General features: G+C 66.3%; 12 protein-coding genes. 2 read left to right on the plus strand and 10 right to left on the minus strand.

All coding sequences use genetic code 11. The features are described from left to right. Window positions 1-84: 84 nt before the first annotated feature. The 5 genes from ftsA to murC all read right to left on the minus strand — a co-directional run bounded on the left by ftsA (window position 85) and on the right by murC (window position 5,639). On the minus strand, window positions 85-1,377 hold the full coding sequence (gene ftsA, locus VH88_RS06025; RefSeq protein ID WP_039247066.1) for a cell division protein FtsA: 1,293 nt from the start codon (window positions 1,375-1,377) through the stop codon (window positions 85-87). 55 nt (window positions 1,378-1,432) lie between these two features. Continuing rightward, window positions 1,433-2,320: a cell division protein FtsQ/DivIB gene (locus VH88_RS06030; RefSeq protein ID WP_045810415.1), complete on the minus strand. Its 888-nt coding sequence runs from the start codon at window positions 2,318-2,320 to the stop codon at window positions 1,433-1,435. Next, window positions 2,308-3,249 carry a D-alanine--D-alanine ligase gene (locus tag VH88_RS06035; protein ID WP_045810416.1) on the minus strand — a complete coding sequence of 314 codons (942 nt, stop codon included), beginning with the start codon at window positions 3,247-3,249 and terminating at the stop codon, window positions 2,308-2,310. The genes VH88_RS06030 and VH88_RS06035 overlap by 13 nt, the downstream gene beginning before the upstream one ends. A gap of 78 nt (window positions 3,250-3,327) precedes the next feature. Continuing rightward, the gene (gene murB, locus VH88_RS06040) at window positions 3,328-4,230 is read right to left on the minus strand and encodes a UDP-N-acetylmuramate dehydrogenase (protein ID WP_045810417.1); all 903 of its coding nucleotides are present in this window, start codon (window positions 4,228-4,230) and stop codon (window positions 3,328-3,330) included. Next, entirely contained in the window at window positions 4,227-5,639 is a 1,413-nt protein-coding gene (gene murC / locus VH88_RS06045; protein WP_045810418.1) for a UDP-N-acetylmuramate--L-alanine ligase, read from the minus strand. Before murC ends, murB begins: the two co-directional genes overlap by 4 nt. Window positions 5,640-5,821: 182 nt before the next feature. Between murC and VH88_RS06050 the strand changes: the two genes are divergently transcribed. Then, window positions 5,822-7,909 (plus strand): catalase, encoded by a 2,088-nt coding sequence (locus tag VH88_RS06050; protein WP_045810419.1) that lies wholly within the window; start codon window positions 5,822-5,824, stop codon window positions 7,907-7,909. 78 nt (window positions 7,910-7,987) lie between these two features. On the opposite strand, the gene VH88_RS06055 is transcribed toward VH88_RS06050, so the two are convergent. The 3 genes from VH88_RS06055 to VH88_RS06065 are packed head-to-tail and all read right to left on the minus strand — an operon-like array spanning window position 7,988 to window position 13,917. Further along, window positions 7,988-9,433 carry an efflux transporter outer membrane subunit gene (locus VH88_RS06055; RefSeq protein WP_045810420.1) on the minus strand — a complete coding sequence of 482 codons (1,446 nt, stop codon included), beginning with the start codon at window positions 9,431-9,433 and terminating at the stop codon, window positions 7,988-7,990. Continuing rightward, window positions 9,433-12,711 carry an efflux RND transporter permease subunit gene (locus tag VH88_RS06060; RefSeq protein ID WP_045810421.1) on the minus strand — a complete coding sequence of 1,093 codons (3,279 nt, stop codon included), beginning with the start codon at window positions 12,709-12,711 and terminating at the stop codon, window positions 9,433-9,435. Before VH88_RS06060 ends, VH88_RS06055 begins: the two co-directional genes overlap by 1 nt. 3 nt (window positions 12,712-12,714) lie before the next feature. Further along, a complete protein-coding gene (locus VH88_RS06065) occupies window positions 12,715-13,917 on the minus strand; it encodes an efflux RND transporter periplasmic adaptor subunit (RefSeq protein WP_045810422.1) in 1,203 nt (400 codons plus the stop codon). Window positions 13,918-14,048: 131 nt separating this feature from the next. On the opposite strand from VH88_RS06065, the gene VH88_RS06070 reads away from it, so the two are divergent. Further along, a complete protein-coding gene (locus tag VH88_RS06070; protein ID WP_231576588.1) occupies window positions 14,049-14,654 on the plus strand; it encodes a TetR/AcrR family transcriptional regulator in 606 nt (201 codons plus the stop codon). A 69-nt stretch (window positions 14,655-14,723) separates the two neighbouring features. Here VH88_RS06070 and VH88_RS06075 read toward each other — a convergent pair whose 3' ends face one another. Continuing rightward, window positions 14,724-15,998 carry a sugar MFS transporter gene (locus tag VH88_RS06075; RefSeq protein ID WP_045810424.1) on the minus strand — a complete coding sequence of 425 codons (1,275 nt, stop codon included), beginning with the start codon at window positions 15,996-15,998 and terminating at the stop codon, window positions 14,724-14,726. A gap of 199 nt (window positions 15,999-16,197) precedes the next feature. Continuing rightward, window positions 16,198-19,002, minus strand: coding sequence for a TonB-dependent receptor (locus VH88_RS06080; RefSeq protein WP_197070999.1), 2,805 nt, complete (start codon window positions 19,000-19,002; stop codon window positions 16,198-16,200). Window positions 19,003-19,008 lie beyond the last annotated feature (6 nt).

The raw sequence follows: 19,008 nt of genomic DNA on the forward strand, positions 1-19,008 counted from the left end.
TGAGAACCACGCAAGCAATGCGACTTCATTGAGGCCAATCCGGGACGCTTATGTTACAATTGCATCACAGTTTGGAATGGTGCGTTAGAGATTGTCACGGAGCCAGCCCGCCACGCGTCCGACAACGTTGCCACGGTGAATACGCGGCGCGTCTGCAGCCGTGATCTGCCGCGCCATCAGCTTCCTGGCCGACACCGCCTCACGCGGGCCGTAGGCGGCGCGGAGGAGGACGCCGGCGGTGGCGCAGAAGGCGGGGCCGGAGGCGGCGTCGGCCAAATGTGGCGCCCGTTGGGGTTTTCCGAGGCGGACAGGACGGTCGAAGACGCGCACCGCCAGTTCGCGCACGCCATTCAGCTGGCTGGCCCCGCCGGTCAGGACCAAGCCGGCGCCGGGCTCGAGCCCCACGCCTGCGTTTTTCAGCCGGTCACGAAGCAGTTCGAGGGTTTCCTCGACGCGGGGCGCGATGACGGTCTTCAGCATGGCGCGCGGGACGATGACGGGGCCGGCCGAGGCGTCCTCGCCGCGCGGCGGGGCCTCCAGCATCTCGCGGTCTTCGTTGGCGCTGGCCATGGCCGAGCCGTGCAGGGTCTTGAGCCGTTCGGCGCCCGCCTTTGACGTCGAAAGGCCGCGCGCGATGTCGGAGGTGACATGATCGCCGCCGACGTTCAGGCTTTCAATATGCAGCAGGGAGCGGCCGCCCCAGACCGCGGCGCTGGTCGAGCCGCCGCCCATGTCGATGCAGACGGCGCCCAGATCCATCTCGTCTTCTTCCAGCGCGGCCAGGGACGAGACGACGGGTGCAGCGGCGACGCCCTGCAAGTCGAGGTGGGCCAGCTCCAGGCAGTGGCTGAGGGTCGTGAATACGTTCTCGGCCATCGAGACCACGAGCAGGTCCAGCCCCAGCGAGCCGCCCCGCATCGAACGCGGATCATGCACGCCGCGCGCACCGTCGACCGACCAGGCGATGGGCAGGACGTGGATTGGGCGACGGTTGGGCAGGCGAATCTGGGCCAGGGCCATGCCGATGGCGCGCGCCAGATCGGCGTCCCCGACCGGATTGGCGCCCAGGGACACGCGGGCCTGGACCCGGTGGCTGGCCATCTGGCCGATGGCCGTGGTGACGACGACGCCGGATACCGGGCTCTGGGCGGCGCGCTCGGCGCGTTCGACGGCGTGGCCGATGGCCTGGGCCGCCTCATCCATATTGATGATGGCCCCGCCCCTGACGCCCTTGGACTGGACATGGCTGGCGCCCGCGACGCGGATGGTGCGGTCGGCGTGACGGACGCCGTCCGGCTTCATGATGAAGCACGATACCTTGGATTGACCGATATCCAGCGCGGCGACCACGGGCGCACGTCCGGCGCGAGGATCCATGCCCCGACCGTGATCATTCGCCGCGCCGCGTTGCTTGGTCATGTCTTTACGGTCCTTAGGCGTCGCCGGCGGGTCGCACCGCGACCTCGTCCGGGGTTCTGAGATCGACCCGGGCGAAGCCCAGGTCGAGCAGGCGTTCGCGCTGGTCCAGCGCATCGAGGCGGATCAAGGCCGCCTCCTGTTCGGTGGCGGGAAGCTGGATCAGGCTGCCGTCCTTCAGACGCAGGTCCCAGCGGCGCTCGTCCACGCGCACCAGGGCGTCCACCATCCCCATCAGTCGCGGGCGCTGGGCCAGCAGAGGCAGGATTTCGCCCGCCGCCACATCGGCGCCCTTGCCCACGACCAGCGGCAAGGTCGGATAGCGACGCGCATCGGCGCCGTCGATGACCTGGCCCCGGTTGTCGATGACCTTGATCTGACCGGCTTGCTGCCAGACGGCGAGGCGATCGTGTTCCTTGACCTCGACGATCAGGGTGTCGGGCAACAGGCGAACCACGCGCGCCTCCTTGACCCAACCCACGCCCTGAACCCGCATGCGAATGGCGTCCAGATCCAGACTGGTGATCGGCTGACCGGCATACAGGCCCAGCGCGCGCTGGATCGTCGGCTCGGCCTCCGGCGAGGCGCCGGTGATGTGCACCCGCTTCAGCGTCAGGCCCATGCCGGCCGTCACATTGTCCAGGCCATGCGACACCGAGGCGCCGATCCGCTCAGCGCGAGCGCCTGTGGCCAGAACCCCGACCAGCAGCAGGGCGCCGGCGCCCAAGGCGATCACGGCGGTGCGGGGCGAAATATCGACACGGCCGATGGCGGCCATCTTGCCGGGAACGGCGGACGCGTTCTGGGCCCCGCCGCGCGACCGGCCTCCGCCCTTGGAAGCCGAACCGCGTTGTGGAGCCTGATTAGAACCCTGTCGCCGGCCGCCGCGAACTACCGCGGGCATGAGGCGTCCTCCACCATCCACCGAACCAGATCGTCATAGCTCATCCCGGTATGGGCGGCCTGCTCGGGCGCGAGCGAAGTCGGGGTCATGCCGGGCTGCGTATTGACCTCCAACAGGACCAGATCGTCCTTAACATCATCATAACGGAAGTCGGATCGCGACACGCCCCGACACCCCATGGCCACGTGCGCCGCCTCGGCCTGACGCAGCGCCTTCTCGAACACGTGCGGCGGCAGGACGGCCGGCAGGACGTGCACCGACCCGCCCGGCGCATACTTGGCCTCATAGTCATAGAACCCCTTGGTCGGGGTGATGTCCGTGACGGTCAGGGCGCGCGGCCCGGCCGGTTCGCCCAGCACGGTGACGCACAACTCCTTGCCGGCGATATAGGGCTCGACGACGACCTGCTCGCCGTAAGTCCACCCCGGCTCGCCCACTTCGGAGACCGGACGGTTGGCGCCCTCGCGCACCAGGAAGACGCCGACGGACGAGCCCTCGGCATTCGGCTTGACCACATAGGGCGGGTCGATGACGTGGCGGCTGGCGACCTCGTGACGATCGTAAAGGCCACCGCCCGGCACCTTGATGCCCGCCGCCCGCAACACGGCCTTGGACTTGTCCTTGTCCATCGCCAGGGCCGAGGCCAGCACGCCGGAATGGGTGTAGGGAATACGCAGGGTTTCCAGCACGCCCTGGACGCAGCCGTCCTCGCCCCAGGCGCCGTGCAGACAGTTCAGGACCACGTCCGGCTTGATCAGACCCGAAAGCACATTGGCCAGATCCCGCCCGGCATCCACGCGGCTGACGCGCACGCCCTGCCGCTCCAGCGCGCGCGCACACTGCTCGCCCGACGAGAGGGACACCTCCCGCTCTGCGGAAACGCCGCCCATCAGGACGGCGACATGAAGATCTTTGAAAGCGCGGGACATGACGCCTTGGATTGGGGCCTACATGTTTAACAGGCCGTCAACCATTCGCGTCCGCCGGCCATTTTTGCGCGCGATTTTTTATCCCGCCCGGCCGATCCGCTTGATTTCCCACTCCAGCAGAACGCCGGTCTTGGCCAGCACATCAGCGCGAACCGCCTCGCCCAGGCCTTCGATGTCGGCGGCTGTTGCCTCGCCGGGATTGATCATAAAGTTGGAGTGCAGTTCGCTGAACTTGGCCCCACCCCCGGTTTTGGCGTGCAGCTTGCCGCGCCAGCCGGCCTCATCCACCAGCTTCCACGACGAATGGCCCTCGGGGTTCTGGAACGTCGAGCCGCCCGTCTTCTCGCGGATCGGCTGGGTCGTCTCGCGCCGGCTGGTGATCTCGGTGATCCGGGCGGCAACGGCCTTGGGTTCGTCGGCCGTGCCGCGATAGGTCGCCTCGATCCAGATGATGTCGGCCGGCGCCTCGGAATGGCGATAGGTGTAGCCGAAGTCGGCCAGAGCGTAATCGACCCGCTCGCCTGTTCGCGTCAGCCCCCAAGCCGAGACCAGCACATCCTTGGTCTCGGAGCCGTAGCAGCCAGCGTTCATGGTCAGGGCGCCGCCAATCGTGCCCGGAATGCCGGCGTAGAATTCCAGCCCGGCGATTCCCGCCTTGGCGCTGGCCTTGGCGACCATGGAGTCCAGCGCGCCCGCGCCGGCCGTAACTGTGTCGCCGTTCGTCGTGATCTGCGCCCACGGGCGGCCCGCCAGGCGGATCACCACGCCCTCGACCCCGCCATCACGGACGATGACGTTCGATCCGACGCCCAGAACCGTCACCGGCACGACCGGGTCCAGCGCCTTGAGGAAATCCGCCAGATCCTCGGCGTCCGCCGGAATGAACAGGGCCTCGGCCGCCCCACCGACGCGGAACCAGGTATAGGGCGCCAACGGTTCGTTCAGCAGCAGCTTGCCGCGCACCTCGGGCAGACCCTTCACGCCAGAGCCTCCAGCTGAGCGGGCAGGCCATAGGCCCAACTGGTGATGTCGCCGGCGCCCAGCAGCACGACGACGTCGCCGGATTTGGCCTCATCCTTGATCAGGCGGGGCAGGACGGCGGCGTTCTCCAAGGCCTGGACGTGACGGTGGCCGTAGCGGCGCACCCCGTCGGCCAGAGCATGCTTGTCCACGCCTTCGATCGGCTGTTCGCCGGCGGGATAGACGTCGGCGACGATCACGCTGTCGGCGTCCGAGAAGCAGGTCGAGAACTCGTCCATCAGGTCGCGCAGGCGCGTGTAGCGGTGCGGCTGAACCACGGCGATGACGCGACCCTCCGTCACCTGGCGCGCGGCCTTCAGCACGGCGGCGATCTCGACAGGGTGGTGGCCGTAGTCGTCGACGATGCGAACGCCGCCCACGACGCCCGTGGTGGTGAAGCGGCGCTTGACCCCGCCGAAGCCGGCAAGGCCCGCTCGGATCGCGTCGTCCGACACATCCAGCTCGCGCGCCACGGCGATCGCGGCCAGGGCGTTCGACACATTGTGCCAGCCGGCCATCGGCAGATGGACGCCTGAGATCGTATGAGTTTCGCCATTCTGGATGACCACGTCGAAGCGGCAGCCGTCCGGCCCCATCTCGACATTGTCGGCCCGCACCATGGCCTGCGGATTGACGCCGTAGGTCACCAGCCGCCGGTTATCGATGGCCGCGACCAGCTTCTGCACTTCGGGATGATCCATACAGACAGCGGCGAACCCGTAAAAAGGGATGTTCTCGACGAAATCTACGAACGCCTTCCGCACCCCGTCGAAGTCGCCGTAGTGGTCCAGATGTTCTGGGTCGATATTGGTGACGATGGCCACCGTCGACTTAAGGCGCAGGAAGCTGCCGTCCGACTCGTCCGCCTCCACCACAATCCAGTCGCCGTCCCCGACCTTCGCGTTGGTGCCATAGGCGTTGATGATGCCGCCGTTGACCACAGTGGGATCCAGGCCCGCCGCATCCAGCAGGGCCGCCACCATAGAGGTCGTCGTCGTCTTGCCGTGCGTGCCGCCCACCGCGATCGAGAACTGCAGCCGCATCAGCTCGGCCAGCATCTCGGCCCGACGCACCAGCGGGATGCGGCGCTCGCGGGCCGCCTTCATCTCGGGATTGTCGGCCTTGACCGCCGTCGAATAGACCACCGCTGAAACGCCCTCGCCCACATGGGCGGCGTCGTGGCCGATGAAGATCTTGGCGCCAAGCTGTTCCAGTCGCTCGGTGTTGGCGCTCGCCTTGGCGTCAGAGCCCTGCACCGAATAGCCGATCCTCAGCATGATCTCGGCGATGCCGCTCATGCCGATGCCGCCGATGCCGACGAAATGAACGGGACCGAGGTCGAACGGGACGGGGCGAAGGCGTGCGATCATTTTCGCCTCATAAACGCCGCCTCGCCTCCTGCGAAGGGCGCGCCGCATACGGAGCGAACTTTTCTAGGGACGATCGGGCATGCCTGTGCGCGAACTCGCACAGAACTATTGCGCCTCCACCGAGTTGTCTTCGGGAACGCGCGTGGCTTCCGCTTGCGCCGCTGCTCCAAAGGACTCCCAAGATGGCCAAGAACGCAAAGCCGGCCGGCGCGCCGATAATCGGCAACGCCGGAAAGGTGCACCAGACCGCCTCGACGCCCGAGACCCGCCTGACCACCAATCACGGCACGCCGATCAGCGACAACCAGAACTCGCTGAAGGCCGGCCCGCGCGGCTCGACCCTGCTGGAAGACTTCATCCTTCGCGAGAAGATTCAGCATTTCGACCACGAGCGTATCCCTGAGCGGATCGTCCATGCCCGCGGCTCGGCCGCCCACGGCTTCTTCGAACTGACCGACAGTCTGTCGGAGTTCACCACCGCGAAGATTCTGACCGAAGTCGGCAAGAAGACCGAACTGTTCACCCGCTTCTCGACCGTCGCCGGCGGCGCGGGCTCGGTCGATACGCCGCGCGACGTGCGCGGCTTTGCGGTCAAATTCTACACGACCGAAGGCAACTGGGATCTGGTCGGCAACAACATCCCCGTCTTCTTCATCCAGGACGCGATCAAGTTCCCGGACCTGATCCATTCGGTGAAGATGGAGGCCGACAAGGGCTATCCCCAGGCGGCCAGCGCCCACGACACCTTCTGGGACTTCATCGGCCTGATGCCCGAGAGCATGCATATGGTCATGTGGGCCATGTCGGATCGCGGCATCCCGCGCAGCCTGCGCATGATGGAAGGCTTTGGCGTCAACACCTTCCGGCTGATCAATGCCGAAGGCGAGGCGACCCTGGTCAAGTTCCACTGGCGGCCCAAGCTGGGCACGCAATCCACCTGCTGGGACGAGGCGGTCAAGATCGCCGGCGCCGATCCCGACTATCATCGCCGTGACCTGTATGAAGCCATCGATCAGGGCGACTTCCCCGAATGGGAGTTCGGCGTGCAACTCTTCACCCAGGAACAGGCCGACGCCCTGCCCTTCGACATTCTGGACGCGACCAAGCTGGTGCCGGAAGAAGACCATCCGATCCGCGTGATCGGCCGCATGGTCCTGGACCGCAACCCGGACAACTTCTTCGCGGAAACCGAACAGGTCGCCTTCCTGCCGACGAACATCGTGCCGGGCATCGACTTTTCGGAAGACCCGCTGCTGCAGGGGCGGCTGTTCTCCTATCAGGACACCCAGCTGTCGCGACTGGGCACGGTCAACTTCCACCAGATCCCGATCAACCAGGCCAAGGGCTGCCCCTTCCATAACTTCCAGCGCGACGGCCATATGCAGATGGCCGTGCCCAAGGGCCGCGCCAACTACGAACCCAACAGCTTGTCCGAGGCAGGCGAGGACGGCGGCCCGCGTGAAGATCCCAAGGGCGGCTTCCGCACCGCGCCCATCCCGGTCGAGGGCGAAAAGGTCCGGCTGCGCGCCGAAAGCTTCGCCGATCACTACAGCCAGGCGCGGCTGTTCTTCCGCTCCCAGACCGAGATCGAGCAGGCCCACCTGGCCAGCGCCATCGTCTTCGAACTGTCCAAGGTGTCGCTTGCCCACGTTCGCGAGCGCGTTTTGGCCAATCTGCAAAACGTCGATGAGACCTTGGCTCAGCGGGTCGCCGACGGCCTGAACCTGTCCCTGCCCAAGGCGTCCGACCCCGGCGTGGTGCCCATTGATCTCGAAGCCTCGCCCGCCTTGCGCATCGTCGGCAAATATCCCGATACTTTGAAGGGCCGAAAGGTCGCCATCCTCGTCGCCGACGGTTCGGACGGCGCGGTCGTCGACGCCGTAAAGGCGTCGGTTGAAGGCGACGGCGGCTCGGTCTTCATCGTCGCGCCCAAGATCGGCGGGGCCAAGCTGAAGGGCGGCAAGGCCCTGGCCGCAGACGGGCAACTGGCCGGCAGCCCGTCGGTCCTGTTCGACGCCGTCGCCATCGTCCTGTCCGACGACGGCTGCGCCCAGTTGCTGAAGGAAGGCGCCGTAGTCGACTTCGCCAAAGACGCCTTCGGCCACCTCAAGGCCATCGGCCACACGCCTGAAGCCCAGCCCCTGCTCGATAAGGCAGGCGTCGAGCCCGACGCCGGCGTGATTGATCTGTCCGAGGACGCCGAGGCCTTCCTCGCCCCCGCCCGCACCCGCCAGTGGGACCGCGAGCCCAAGGTGCGAATGCTGGCCTGACTGCAGGAAACTTGATCAAAACGACAAAGGGCCGGGCGATGCATCGCCCGGCCCTCTTCTTTCAGCATCGCGACGCGATCAACTGTCGGCTTGCCAGCCGCCGGCCAAGGCGCGGAACAGGGCGATCTGGTAGGTGGTGACCAAGGCGTCGGACTGGGCGAGAGCCGCGTCGGCCGCCGCTTGAGTGCGTTCGGCGTCCAGCACCAGCAAGAAGCTATCGGCGCCGGCGTTGAAGCGCAGACGCGACAGGTCGGCGGCGCGGGCCGCCTGGTCCCTGGCTTCGGTCAGGGCCGCACGGCGGTCCAGTTCGTTGGCGTAGTTGCTGAGCGCCGTCTCGGTTTCCTGAAGCGCCGTCAGCACGGTCTGGTCGAAGGTCGCCAGCGCCGCATCCGAACGGGCGCCGGCGGCCTTGATCTGAGCGCGGACGGCGAAGACGTTGGGGAAGGACCAGCTGATCAGCGGACCGAAGCTGAAGCGGAAGTTCTGGTCGTCGCCCAGTTCCCCAGCGTCCAGCGCGGTGGAGCCGAAGGAGCCGCCCAGGCTGATCTGCGGAAACAGGTTGGCGGTGGCCACGTTCACGCGCGCGGCGGCTGCGGCCAGTTCAGCCTCGGCTTGGCGCACGTCGGGACGGCGGGCCAGAAGCGCCGCGCCATCGCCGACCGGGATCGGCTGGTTGAGCTGGGGCGGACGCACGCAGGCGGCGGCGGCCTGGCTGGCCTCGGCCGGGGTGCGGCCGGTCAGGGTCGCAAGACGGAACAGCGCCTCGTTACGGGCCGCGCGAAGGGTCGGCAAGGTTGAGGCCGTCTGGGCCAGGGCCGCGCGGGCGCTGGCGACGTCCAGCCCGGTGCCGGCCCCGCCGTCGAGCAGGGTCTGGGTAAGGTTGGCCGTATTGCGCTGCAGCTCCAGCGTTCGTTCGGCCACCGCGATCTGCGCATTGGCCGAGCAGGTGTCGGCATAGGCGCGGGTCGTCTCGGCCGCGACCGTCACCTGGACCGTGGCAAGCGCAGCCTCGGCGGCGCGGGCGTCGGCGCGGGCGGCGCGGATGGTGGATCCCACCCGTCCGAACAGATCGACCTCATAGGCCGCCTGAATGCCGACGTCATAGGTGTCGATCTCGGGCGCATCTTGCCCTGCGGGCAGGCCCTGGACCGTAGCGGCCGAGGCGCGGCTGCGCTGGGCCTGGGCGCTGGTCGTCGTGGTCGGGAAACGGCCGACGCGGGCCTCCGACAGCGACGCCCGGACCGCGCGCAGATTGGCGAAGGCGGCCTCGAGCTGGTTGTTCTCGGCGAAGGCCTGCTGGATCAAGGCGTCCAGCGTCGGGTCTTCATACAGCCGCCACCAGTCGTCGCGCGCCGAAGCGGTCGAGACGGTGGGGCTGGCCGAGCCGATGAAGCCTCCCGTCCCGGCGACGGGCAGGTCGGCAGGCGGCGCCTTGGGCCCGACCGCGCAGGCGGTCAGCAGGGCGCCAGAAGCCGTCAATTGGGCTGCGGCGGTCAGGAAGCTGAGGGTCTTGTTGCGGGTCATCAGATGTCCCCTCCCCGGCCGGTCGCGGGCGCAGGCGCGTTCGGATCGGTCAGGTCGCTGGTTTCGTCATAACGCACGGGCCGGTCCGAAGGACGGTCAGGCGTCGGGGTCGGTTTCTTGCCTTGCGGCAGTTTCGAGGACAGCCAGCGGCAGACCACATAGAAGACCGGCGTGAAGATCAGGCCGAAGAAGGTCACGCCCAGCATGCCCGAGAAGACGGACGTGCCCAGCGACTGACGCATCTCCGCGCCCGGCCCCGAGGCCAGCATCAGCGGCACGACGCCGAGGATGAAGGCGAACGAGGTCATCAGGATCGGACGCAGACGGGTCTTGGCGGCGGCGACCGCAGCCTCGAACCGGTTCATGCCCTGCTCTTCCTCGGCCTGTTTGGCGAACTCGACGATCAGGATGGCGTTCTTGGCCGCAAGCGCGATCAGAACGACAAGTCCGATCTGGACCAGGATGTTATTGTCCAGGCCGCGCAGGTTCACCCCGATGATGGCCGCCAGCAGACACATCGGCACGATCAGAATGACCGCCAGCGGAAGCGTGAACGCTTCGTACTGAGCCGCCAGCACCAGGAAGACGAACACCACCGCCATCAGGAAGATGACCGTCGCGCCGGAACCCGCCGCCTTCTGCTGATAGGCCAGACCCGTCCATTCGTAGGAGAAGCCCTGCGGCAGGGTCTGGGCGGCCATGGTTTCCATGACCTGCAGCGCCTCGCCGGAGGAGACCCCTGCTGCAGCGTTGCCCTGAAGCTCGGCCGCCGGGAACAGGTTGTAGCGGACGATCCGCGCCGGACCGGAGTCGTCGATCAGATTAGCCACCGATCCGATCGGCACCATGGCGCCGGAGGACGACTTGGTCTTCAGATTGGCGATGTCGGCGATGTCGTCGCGCGCCGTCGGCTCCGCCTGCGCCGTCACCCGGAAGGTTCGGCCCAGCATGTTGAAGTCGTTGACGTAGGACGAACCCAGATAGACGCCCAAGGTGTCAAACACCGAGCTGGGCTGGACGCCCAGCATCAGCGCCTTGTCGCGATCGACATCGGCGGTCACGCGCGGCGAGGCCGTGTTGTAGGTCGAGAAGACCTGGCTGACCTCGGTCGGCTTCTGGGCGGCGGCGCCCATCATGGCGAAGGTGGCGCCTTCCAGCGGACGATAGCCGGCGCCTTCGCGGTCCTGGATCATCATCGAGAAGCCGTTGCCGGTGCCCAGACCCTGGACCGCCGGGGGGGCGATGACGAAGATCTGCGCGTCCTCGATCTGTCCGGTCGCCTGGGTGATGGCGCCGGCCAGAGCCGTGGCGGCCTGCTCCTTGGTGCGATCCTCGAACGGGTTCAGACGCACGAAGATGGTCGCGGCGTTCGAGCCGAAGGAGAAGCTTGATCCGTCCAGACCCGCAAAGGCGATGGCGCCGTCGACACCGTCGGTCTTGCGGATGATGTCTGTAGCACGCGTCATCACCGCTTCCGTACGATCCAGCGACGCACCGGCGGGCAGTTGGATAACGCCGATCAGGAAGCCCTGATCCTGTTCAGGAATGAAGCCCGAAGGAGTATCGATCAACCGCCAGGCGGTGAGGCCCAGCAGACCGGCATAGATGATCAGCACCAGGCCGACCGTACGGATCAGACGTGCCGTCAAACGACCGTAGCGATCCGACAGCCAGTCGAAGCCGTCGTTGAACTTCCGCCCGGCCCAGCCGCCGTAGTAGACCACCGCACCCAGGACGCCCGGCTTGCGGGCATGTTCATGATCCTTCTTGTGCGGCTTCAGCAGTAGGGCGGCCATGGCCGGCGACAGCGTCAGCGACACGAACAGCGAGATGACCGAGGCCGATGCGATGACGACCGCGAACTGGCGATAGAAGATGCCGGGGATGCCGGGCACGAACATCGTCGGCACGAACACCGACACCAGCACCAGGCCGATGGCGATCAGGGCGCCGGAGACCTCCTGCATCGATCGATAAGCGGCCTCCTTGGGACTGAGGCCTTCGCTGATCGCGCGCTCCACGTTCTCGACCACGACGATGGCGTCATCGACCACGATGCCGACCGCAAGGACCAGGGCGAACAGGGACAGGGAGTTGATCGAATAGCCCAGCGCCAGCTGCACCGCGAAGGTGCCGACCAGAGCGACGGGGATGGCGACGATGGGAATGATGGCCGCGCGCCAGGTCTGAAGAAAGACCATGACCACGATGATGACCAGGATGACGGCCTCGACCAGGGTGTGCTGAACCGACTCCACCGAGGCGGCGACGAACTCGGTCGGATTGTAAGGCACCGAGATGGCCATGCCGGCCGGCAGTTCGCCCTTGACGGCCTCGACTTCCTTGAGGACCCGATCAGCCGTGCCCAAGGCGTTCGCCCCCGGCTGCTGAACGATCGCGACGCCGACGCCGCGTTGGCCGTCGAAGAAGCCGCGGATGCCGTAATCCTGGGCGCCCAGTTCGATCCGCGCGACGTCGCGCAGGTAGGTGACGCGACCCTCGGCGTCCGTCTTCAGCACGACGTTGGCGAACTCATTGGGATCGCTCAGACGCCCCTGAACCTGAACAGGCAATTGGAACGCAGCGGCGTTGTTCGGGAAGGGAGGTTGGCCGATGGAGCCGGCGGCGGCCTGCACGTTCTGGGCGCGGAGGGCCGAGACGATCTCAGGGCCCGTCAGACCGCGCTCGGCGGCCTTGGCCGGGTCGATCCATACGCGCATCGAATAGTTGCCGCCGCCGAAGAGCTGAACTGCGCCGACGCCCTCGATCCGCAGCAGACGATCCCGAAGCGTGGAGTTGGCGTAGTTGCCGACATAGTCGTTGTCCAACGTGCCGTCAGGCGACGTCAAACCCAGGATCATCAGGAAGCCGCTCTCGGCCTTGTTGACCACGACGCCCGTCTGGCGAACCGCTTCCGGGAGTCGAGGCTCGGCCAAGGCGACCCGGTTCTGGACCAGCACCTGAGCAGCATCCAGATCCGTTCCCGGCTGGAAGGTCACAGTGATGGCCACCGTCCCGTCCGACGTGGACGAGGAGGAGATGTAGAGCATGTTCTCGACGCCGTTCACCTCCTGCTCGATGGGGGCGGCGACGGTTTCGGCCAGGGTCTCGGCCGAGGCGCCGGGGTAGGCGGCGTTAATCGTGATCGTCGGGGGCGCGATCTCGGGATACTGCGACAGGGGCAGCAAGGGATAGGCGGCGATCCCGATGATCGTGATCACCACCGAAATCACGGCCGCGAAGATCGGCCGGTCGATGAAGAAGCGGGAGATATTCATGACTTAGCCGGCCGGCAGGCTGTTGGCGAAGGAGGCGCTGGATGCCGGAGCCGCCTGCGTCACCGGCGCCTGGGAGGCGTTGCCTGCGACGGGTTCGATCTTGCCGTTCTTTGGCGTGACCTTGGAGCCCGGCTGGGCGGCGCGTTGCAGACCCGCGATGATGACGCGGTCAGTCGGAGCCAGGCCGGAACGAACGACGCGCAGGCCCTGGACGATCGGGCCGAGCTGGACGGCCTTGTTGGTCACGGTGCCGTCGGCGTTGACCACAGCGACGGTGCGGCGGGCCTGATCGGTGCCGATGGCCGAATCCGGCACCAGCAGGGCGTCATAGGCGCCGGCGCCCGCGACCTGGGCGCTGCCGAACATGCCGGGGCGCAGGAAGCCGTCGGCGTTGGGCAGGATGGCGCGCAGACGGATCACGCCCGAAGCGGTGTCCACGGCATTGTCAGCGAAGTCGAGACGGCCGGTATGCTTGTAGGTGCTTTCGTCCTGCAGGCGCACGTTGACGACCGCACCCTGATTGGCGCCGCCCTGACGTAGATACTTCAGCAGAACCGCTTCCGAACCGTCGAAGACGAAGTGGATCGGGCCGCCGGAAATGATGGTGGTCAGGATGTCTCCAGCCGACGAGCCGCCGGCGACGAGATTGCCCGGATCGACGCGACGGTCGGATACGCGACCCGAGGTCGGCGCGGTGACGCGGGTGTATTCCAGGTTCAGACGCGCATTGCGAACAGCGGCGTTGCCAGCCGCCAGATTGGCCTGGGCCGCATCGACGGCCGCCTTGTTGGAATCATATTCGGCCTTGGACACAGCTTGCGAGGCCAACAGAGCCTCGCTGCGGGCCAGGTTGGCGCGGGCCAGCGACAGCTGCGACTGGGCCTGAGCGACCTGGGCCTGAGCCTGGGCCAGCGCGGCCTGGGCCGGGCGCGGATCCAGGGTGAACAGCAGCTGGCCCTTCTGAACCATCTGTCCGTCGCGGAAGTGAACCGCCTGAATATAGCCGCCGACGCGGGCGCGCACATCCACGCTTTCGACCGCTTCGAAGCGCCCGGTGAACTCGTCCCAGTCCCGCACCTGCTGCTTCAGCGGCACGGCCACCGTCACGGGCGGCGCGCCTTGCGCCGGCGCCTCTGCCTTTGGGGAACAACCGTAAAGCGCACCCGTCACCATGACGGATACCGCCGCAATCTTCAGCCCGCGCATCTGCGCATCTCCCTGTCGGAGGTAAATCCCTGTCGTGCGGACATAGGCCGATGGGGAGTCGGCCTTGTCAACGGTTGTGACTTAATGGTCGGAGCCGTGGCGCTTGTCAACAGGCGTTGACAAAGCCATATGTGATCTACGGTTATTGTCTGTGGAGTGTCATCACCTTGTTATGTCCCGGCCCACGCCCGAGAAACGCCGCCGCCACGCGCACGGCCATTCTCGATGCTGCGCGCGAGAGATTCGCGGCCGAGAGCTATGACGACGTGGGCATGCGCGACATCGCCCGCGACGTCGGTGTCGATGCGGCCCTGATCAGCCGCTACTTCGGCTCCAAGGACGACCTGTTCCTGGCCGCGCTGGACAGTTGCGGCGACGGCAGCGCGCTGATGCAGGGCGAAAAGGCCGACTTCGGACGGCGCGTGGCGCATGAGATCGTCTTTGAACCCAAGAAGGCCGAAAAGCTGAAGGGCATGTCGATCATGCTGCGCTCCATCGGCTCGGCAACGGCGTCGGAGATGGTTCAGAACACCTGCACTCAGCGCTTCTTCGGTCCGCTGGAGGAATGGCTGAGCGGGCCGGACGCCACCGTCCGCGCGCGGCTCTTGGCAGGCTTCATCATGGGCATGTCGGTCAGTCGTGAGCTGGGCGGCGGCAGCTTCAACATCGAACCCGCCCAATGTGAGGAAATGCGCGACCGACTGGCGCCCATTCTTCAGTCCCTGATCGACGGCTGATCCCATCGCCGAAACGAAAAAGGGCGCGGAGGCTGACCTCCGCGCCCTTTGTCTTGTCTGACGACCGGCTCAGTGCGAGGCGGTCGAGGTCACTTCGGTCCGCGCCTTGGTGCGGATGCAACCGATGGCGAAGATCGTCAGGCCGACGTAGCCCAGCATCGGCACGATGAAGGCGGGCTGAAGCTTGCCGGCCGCATCGGCGATATGCGCCGCGACCTGGGGCAGCAGGGCGCCGCCGATGATGCCGAACACCAGCAGGCCCGACGTCGCCGACGTCGGAGCGGTCGAGCGTTCCAGGGTCAGGGTGAAGATGGTCGGGAACATGATCGAGTTGAACAGGCCGATCGACAGGACGGCATAGGCTGCCGTCGGGCCGCCGATCTGGCTGACGGTCAGGCACAGGACGGCCGCCGCGACGGTGCAGAAGGCCAGGACGACGCCGGGGCGCACCTTGGTCAGGACGAGCGAGCCGATGAAGCGGCCGACCATTGCGCCGCCCCAGTACAAGGCGACCATCTTGCCCGCCGTCTCGATGGGGGCGTTTAGGATGTCGGGGCTTTCCAGGAAGTTGGTCAGCATGCCGCCGATGGCGACTTCGGAACCGACGTAGAGGAAGATGGCCAGGGCGCCGAACACGGCCCACGGCGACGACAGCGCCTTCAGCGGCGAGACCGCGTTGTGAAACTCCGGCGCCGCCGCATTGATCTTCTTGCGCGCGGTGAAGATGAAGACGGCGATCAAGGCGAAGAAGGCGCCCATGCCCAGGAAGGCCATGTCGATGCTGCGCAGCGACTGGGTGCGGGTCGCGGCGGTCACCACGGCGCCGGCGGCGAAGACGCCGCCCGTCAGCAGGACGTGCGAGCCCAGCCAGGGACCGACAGTCGTGCCCAGCGAGTTGAAGGCCTGCGACAGGTTCAGTCGGCTGGAGGCGCCCTTGGGGCTGCCCAGTTCGGCGACCAGCGGGTTGGCCGCGACCTGCAGCAGGGTCACGCCCGAGGCGATGACGAACAGGGCGATCAGCACGCCAGGATACCAGTCGGCGGCGGTGGCGGCCGGCACGATCAAACAGCCTGCGACCATGACGATCAAGGCGCCGATGATCGAGCGGCTGTAACCCAGCTTGCTGAGCACTGAGGCCGCCGGCAGAGACATCAGCCCGTAGGCGATGAACCAGGCGAAGGTGGTCAGGAAGGCCTCGGCGTTGTTCAGGTCGAACACCCGCTTCACCGCCGCGATCAGCGGATCGATCAGCGAGGTGGCGAAGCCCCAGGCGAAGAACAGCGTGGTGACATAGGCGAAGGCCAGGCCTGCACCCTGGCGTTTTCCGGCGTCCGGAACGGTCATGAATGATCCCCCAGTAAAATCGAACGGCCGCGCTGTGGTCGCGCGGTTCTCATCCTGCTTGGTTCGGACATCGCGAAAGGCGCGTCCAGCCGAAAAGCGCCCTCTGTAACGAAACTTTTCCCTCGCCCCGTGGTGCAGGCAAAGAAAAGGGCCGCCTCGCGAACGCGGCGGCCCAAGTTTGCTCAGAAGAGAGGGGAAATCAGAACTTGTAGTTCAGCCCGACCGCGAAGGTGCGGCCGTAGTGCTGATAGTCGATGGTCCGGCGCTCATCGCCGTTCTCGAAGGTCTTGAACGGCTCGTCGGTCAGGTTGTTGACCTGAGCCAGAACCGACAGGCCTTCCAGCGGACCGGACTGGAACTCATAGCCGACCTGGGCGTCGACAACCGTTTCAGCGGCCACCGAACGCAGGGTGCGGCCGTTGCCGAAGCCGGCGACCTCGCCCAGGTAATCCGAGCGATAGCGGGCCGAAATCCGCGACTGGAAGCCATAGCGCTCGTAGTAGAGCGAGCCGTTGATCACGTTTTCCGACAGACCCGGCAGAGCGGTCGGGGCCTGGGTCGGATCGGGCTGGACTTCGCTGTCCGTGGTCGAAGCGCTGAACTGGGCGCCGAAACCTTCCAGGGCCGGATGGAAGATGTCGAACGGCGCCGAGATCGAAAGCTCGAGACCCTTGATCCAGCCGCCTTCGCCGTTGTCAGGCGCGCCGACCAGGCCTTGGCGCAACGCCGGCTCGGGGTTTGTCGGCGAAATTACGCCGATCGGATAGCCGGTGAAGTCGAAAATCTGATTGCGATTAAAGACGTAGCTTTCCAGGTTCTTGTAGAAAGCCGCCAACGAGATGTAGCCCTTGCGGTTGGCGAAATACTTCTCGAACGACACGTCGATCACGTCGGCGATATACGGCCGCAGTTCCGGGTTGCCGCCGCCGCCGCCCCAGGGGGAACGGTTGATGTCGGTCGATTGGGCCAAGCTGGGGTTATAGCTGTAGTTTCGCGAGGCGCGCATATCGTCCATGCGCGGACGGGCCAGGGTGCGCGAAACCGCCAGACGCGCGAACATGTCCTCGCCGGTTTCCAGGATGAAGTTCGCGCTAGGCAAAATCTCCAGATACTCGTCGCCGCCCGTCACCGCGATGGTCTCGGAGACGCCCGGTCCGACCTGCCGCGCCGAGAAGCCGCTGGAGCTTTGGTCGGTATAGACGAACTGCATGCCGACGTTGCCGGTCAGGGCTCGGCCGAACAGGTTGTGATCGATGTTGGCGCGGACGTAGGCGGTCGAGACCTTTTCCGTCACTTCCCAGTTGCCTGCGGTGACGTCGGCGTTCGGGTTGCGGACGCGGTTCAACGCGCCGCTGTTGACCAGGCCGAGAGCGTCGTAGCTCAGCACGGCGCTGATGCCGAGATAGCCGAGGTCGGTCGGGTCCAGCAGGAAGGCCGAAGGCACGGTCAAATCGCCGCCGCCGGGGACGCCGAGATAGAACTGATCGTTGACGAAGCTCTTCTGACGCTCGGTATAGTTGGCGCCGAAGTCGATCGACTTGAACGGGCTCTGGTGCAGTTGGCGCGTCACGGAGAAGCGAGCCGCTTTGATCTCGTCCTCGATGGAGGGCGTGTTCATATAGCCGGCCTGACCGCCCGGAATGACGTCGCCGCCCCAGCCTTGCGGGCTGGTGATACGGATCAGGTTTGGATCGGCGTAGTTCAGACGGCTGGTGAAGCGGGTCACGCCGTCGTCGGTCAGTTCAAAGCCCAGAGTGTCCAACGCGCCGTTGACGTTGCGGCCGGTGCCGGCGTTGGTTTCCAGGATGATGTCGTTACGCTCGACCTTCGAATAGCTGAGGTCCAGGTTCGCCGACCAGTCGTCGCTGAGCGTGAACTCGGTGTTCCAGCCCAAGGCGGTGATGTTGCTGTCGCGCTTGTTCAGGTCGTTGCGAACCACGCCCTTGATGTTGTCCCAGGTGCCGGCGACGATGAGGCCGTCTTCGACAGTGTAGCCGGGACGCAGCGACGGCGCCGGACGGCAGACCGCCGACGGGACGTTCACGGTGCAATCACCAGAGGAACCACCCCAAGCCAGCGGGAACTCGATGCCGCGCAGAACCTGGGTGTTCTTGAATTCGGAATAGAAGGCGTCGATCGTGGAGTGGATGCGATCGTTCGGGCGCCATTCCAGCACGCCCATATAGCCGTCGCGCTCCAGCTCCGACGACATCACATAGGGCTTCACGCCGCCGGTCAGCAGATTGCCGTCCGTGTAGTTGGGATAGCCCCAGGCGTTGAAACGCTCGGACTGATAGGGCGAGCTCATGTGGGCGTAGCCCAGGGCCACGCCCAGCGTGCCGTCCAGGAACTGGTCGATGTAGGAGATGGTGTAACGGTCGCCGTTGTCGGTCGTGCCCGAGTTCAGGGCGCCCAGCTCGTTCCACTCGTGGCGATAGTTCATGGCGATGGCCTGACGGCCGTAGGCCAGCGGGCGAACGGTGCGCAGGTCGACGGTGCCGCCCAGTCCTTGACCGATCAGGGCCGCGTCCGGGGTCTTGTAGACGACGACGCTGTTCAGCAGTTCGGCGGGGAACTGGTCGAACTCGACGCCGCGGTTGTCGCCGGTCGTGACCAGTTCGCGCCCGTTCAGCAGGGCGGTGGTGAAGTCAGGGCCCAGGCCCCGGATGGAGATCGCCTGGCTGCGGCCGTCGAGGCGCTGCATCGTCACGCCCGGCAGGCGCGCCAGGGATTCGGCGATCGAGACGTCCGGCAGCTTGCCGATGTCTTCAGCCGAGATGACTTCGACGATCGAGGTGTTGTTGGCCTTGGCCGAGATCGCGGCTTCGATCGAACGACGAATGCCGGTTACGACGATTTCACCGACTTCGGTGGCTTGGTCGTCGGCCTGCGCCGTCGTGGCGGGCGCGGTTTGTGCGTGGGCCGAGCCGACCGCCATCAGGGCGGCTGCGCCGAAGGCGACGCCGGATAGCAGGCGCGCGCGCCGGTTGAGACGTTGGAACATGGTCAT

The sequence above is a fragment of the Brevundimonas sp. KM4 genome (genome assembly GCF_000964075.1).
GTDB classification, from domain to species: domain Bacteria; phylum Pseudomonadota; class Alphaproteobacteria; order Caulobacterales; family Caulobacteraceae; genus Brevundimonas; species Brevundimonas huaxiensis.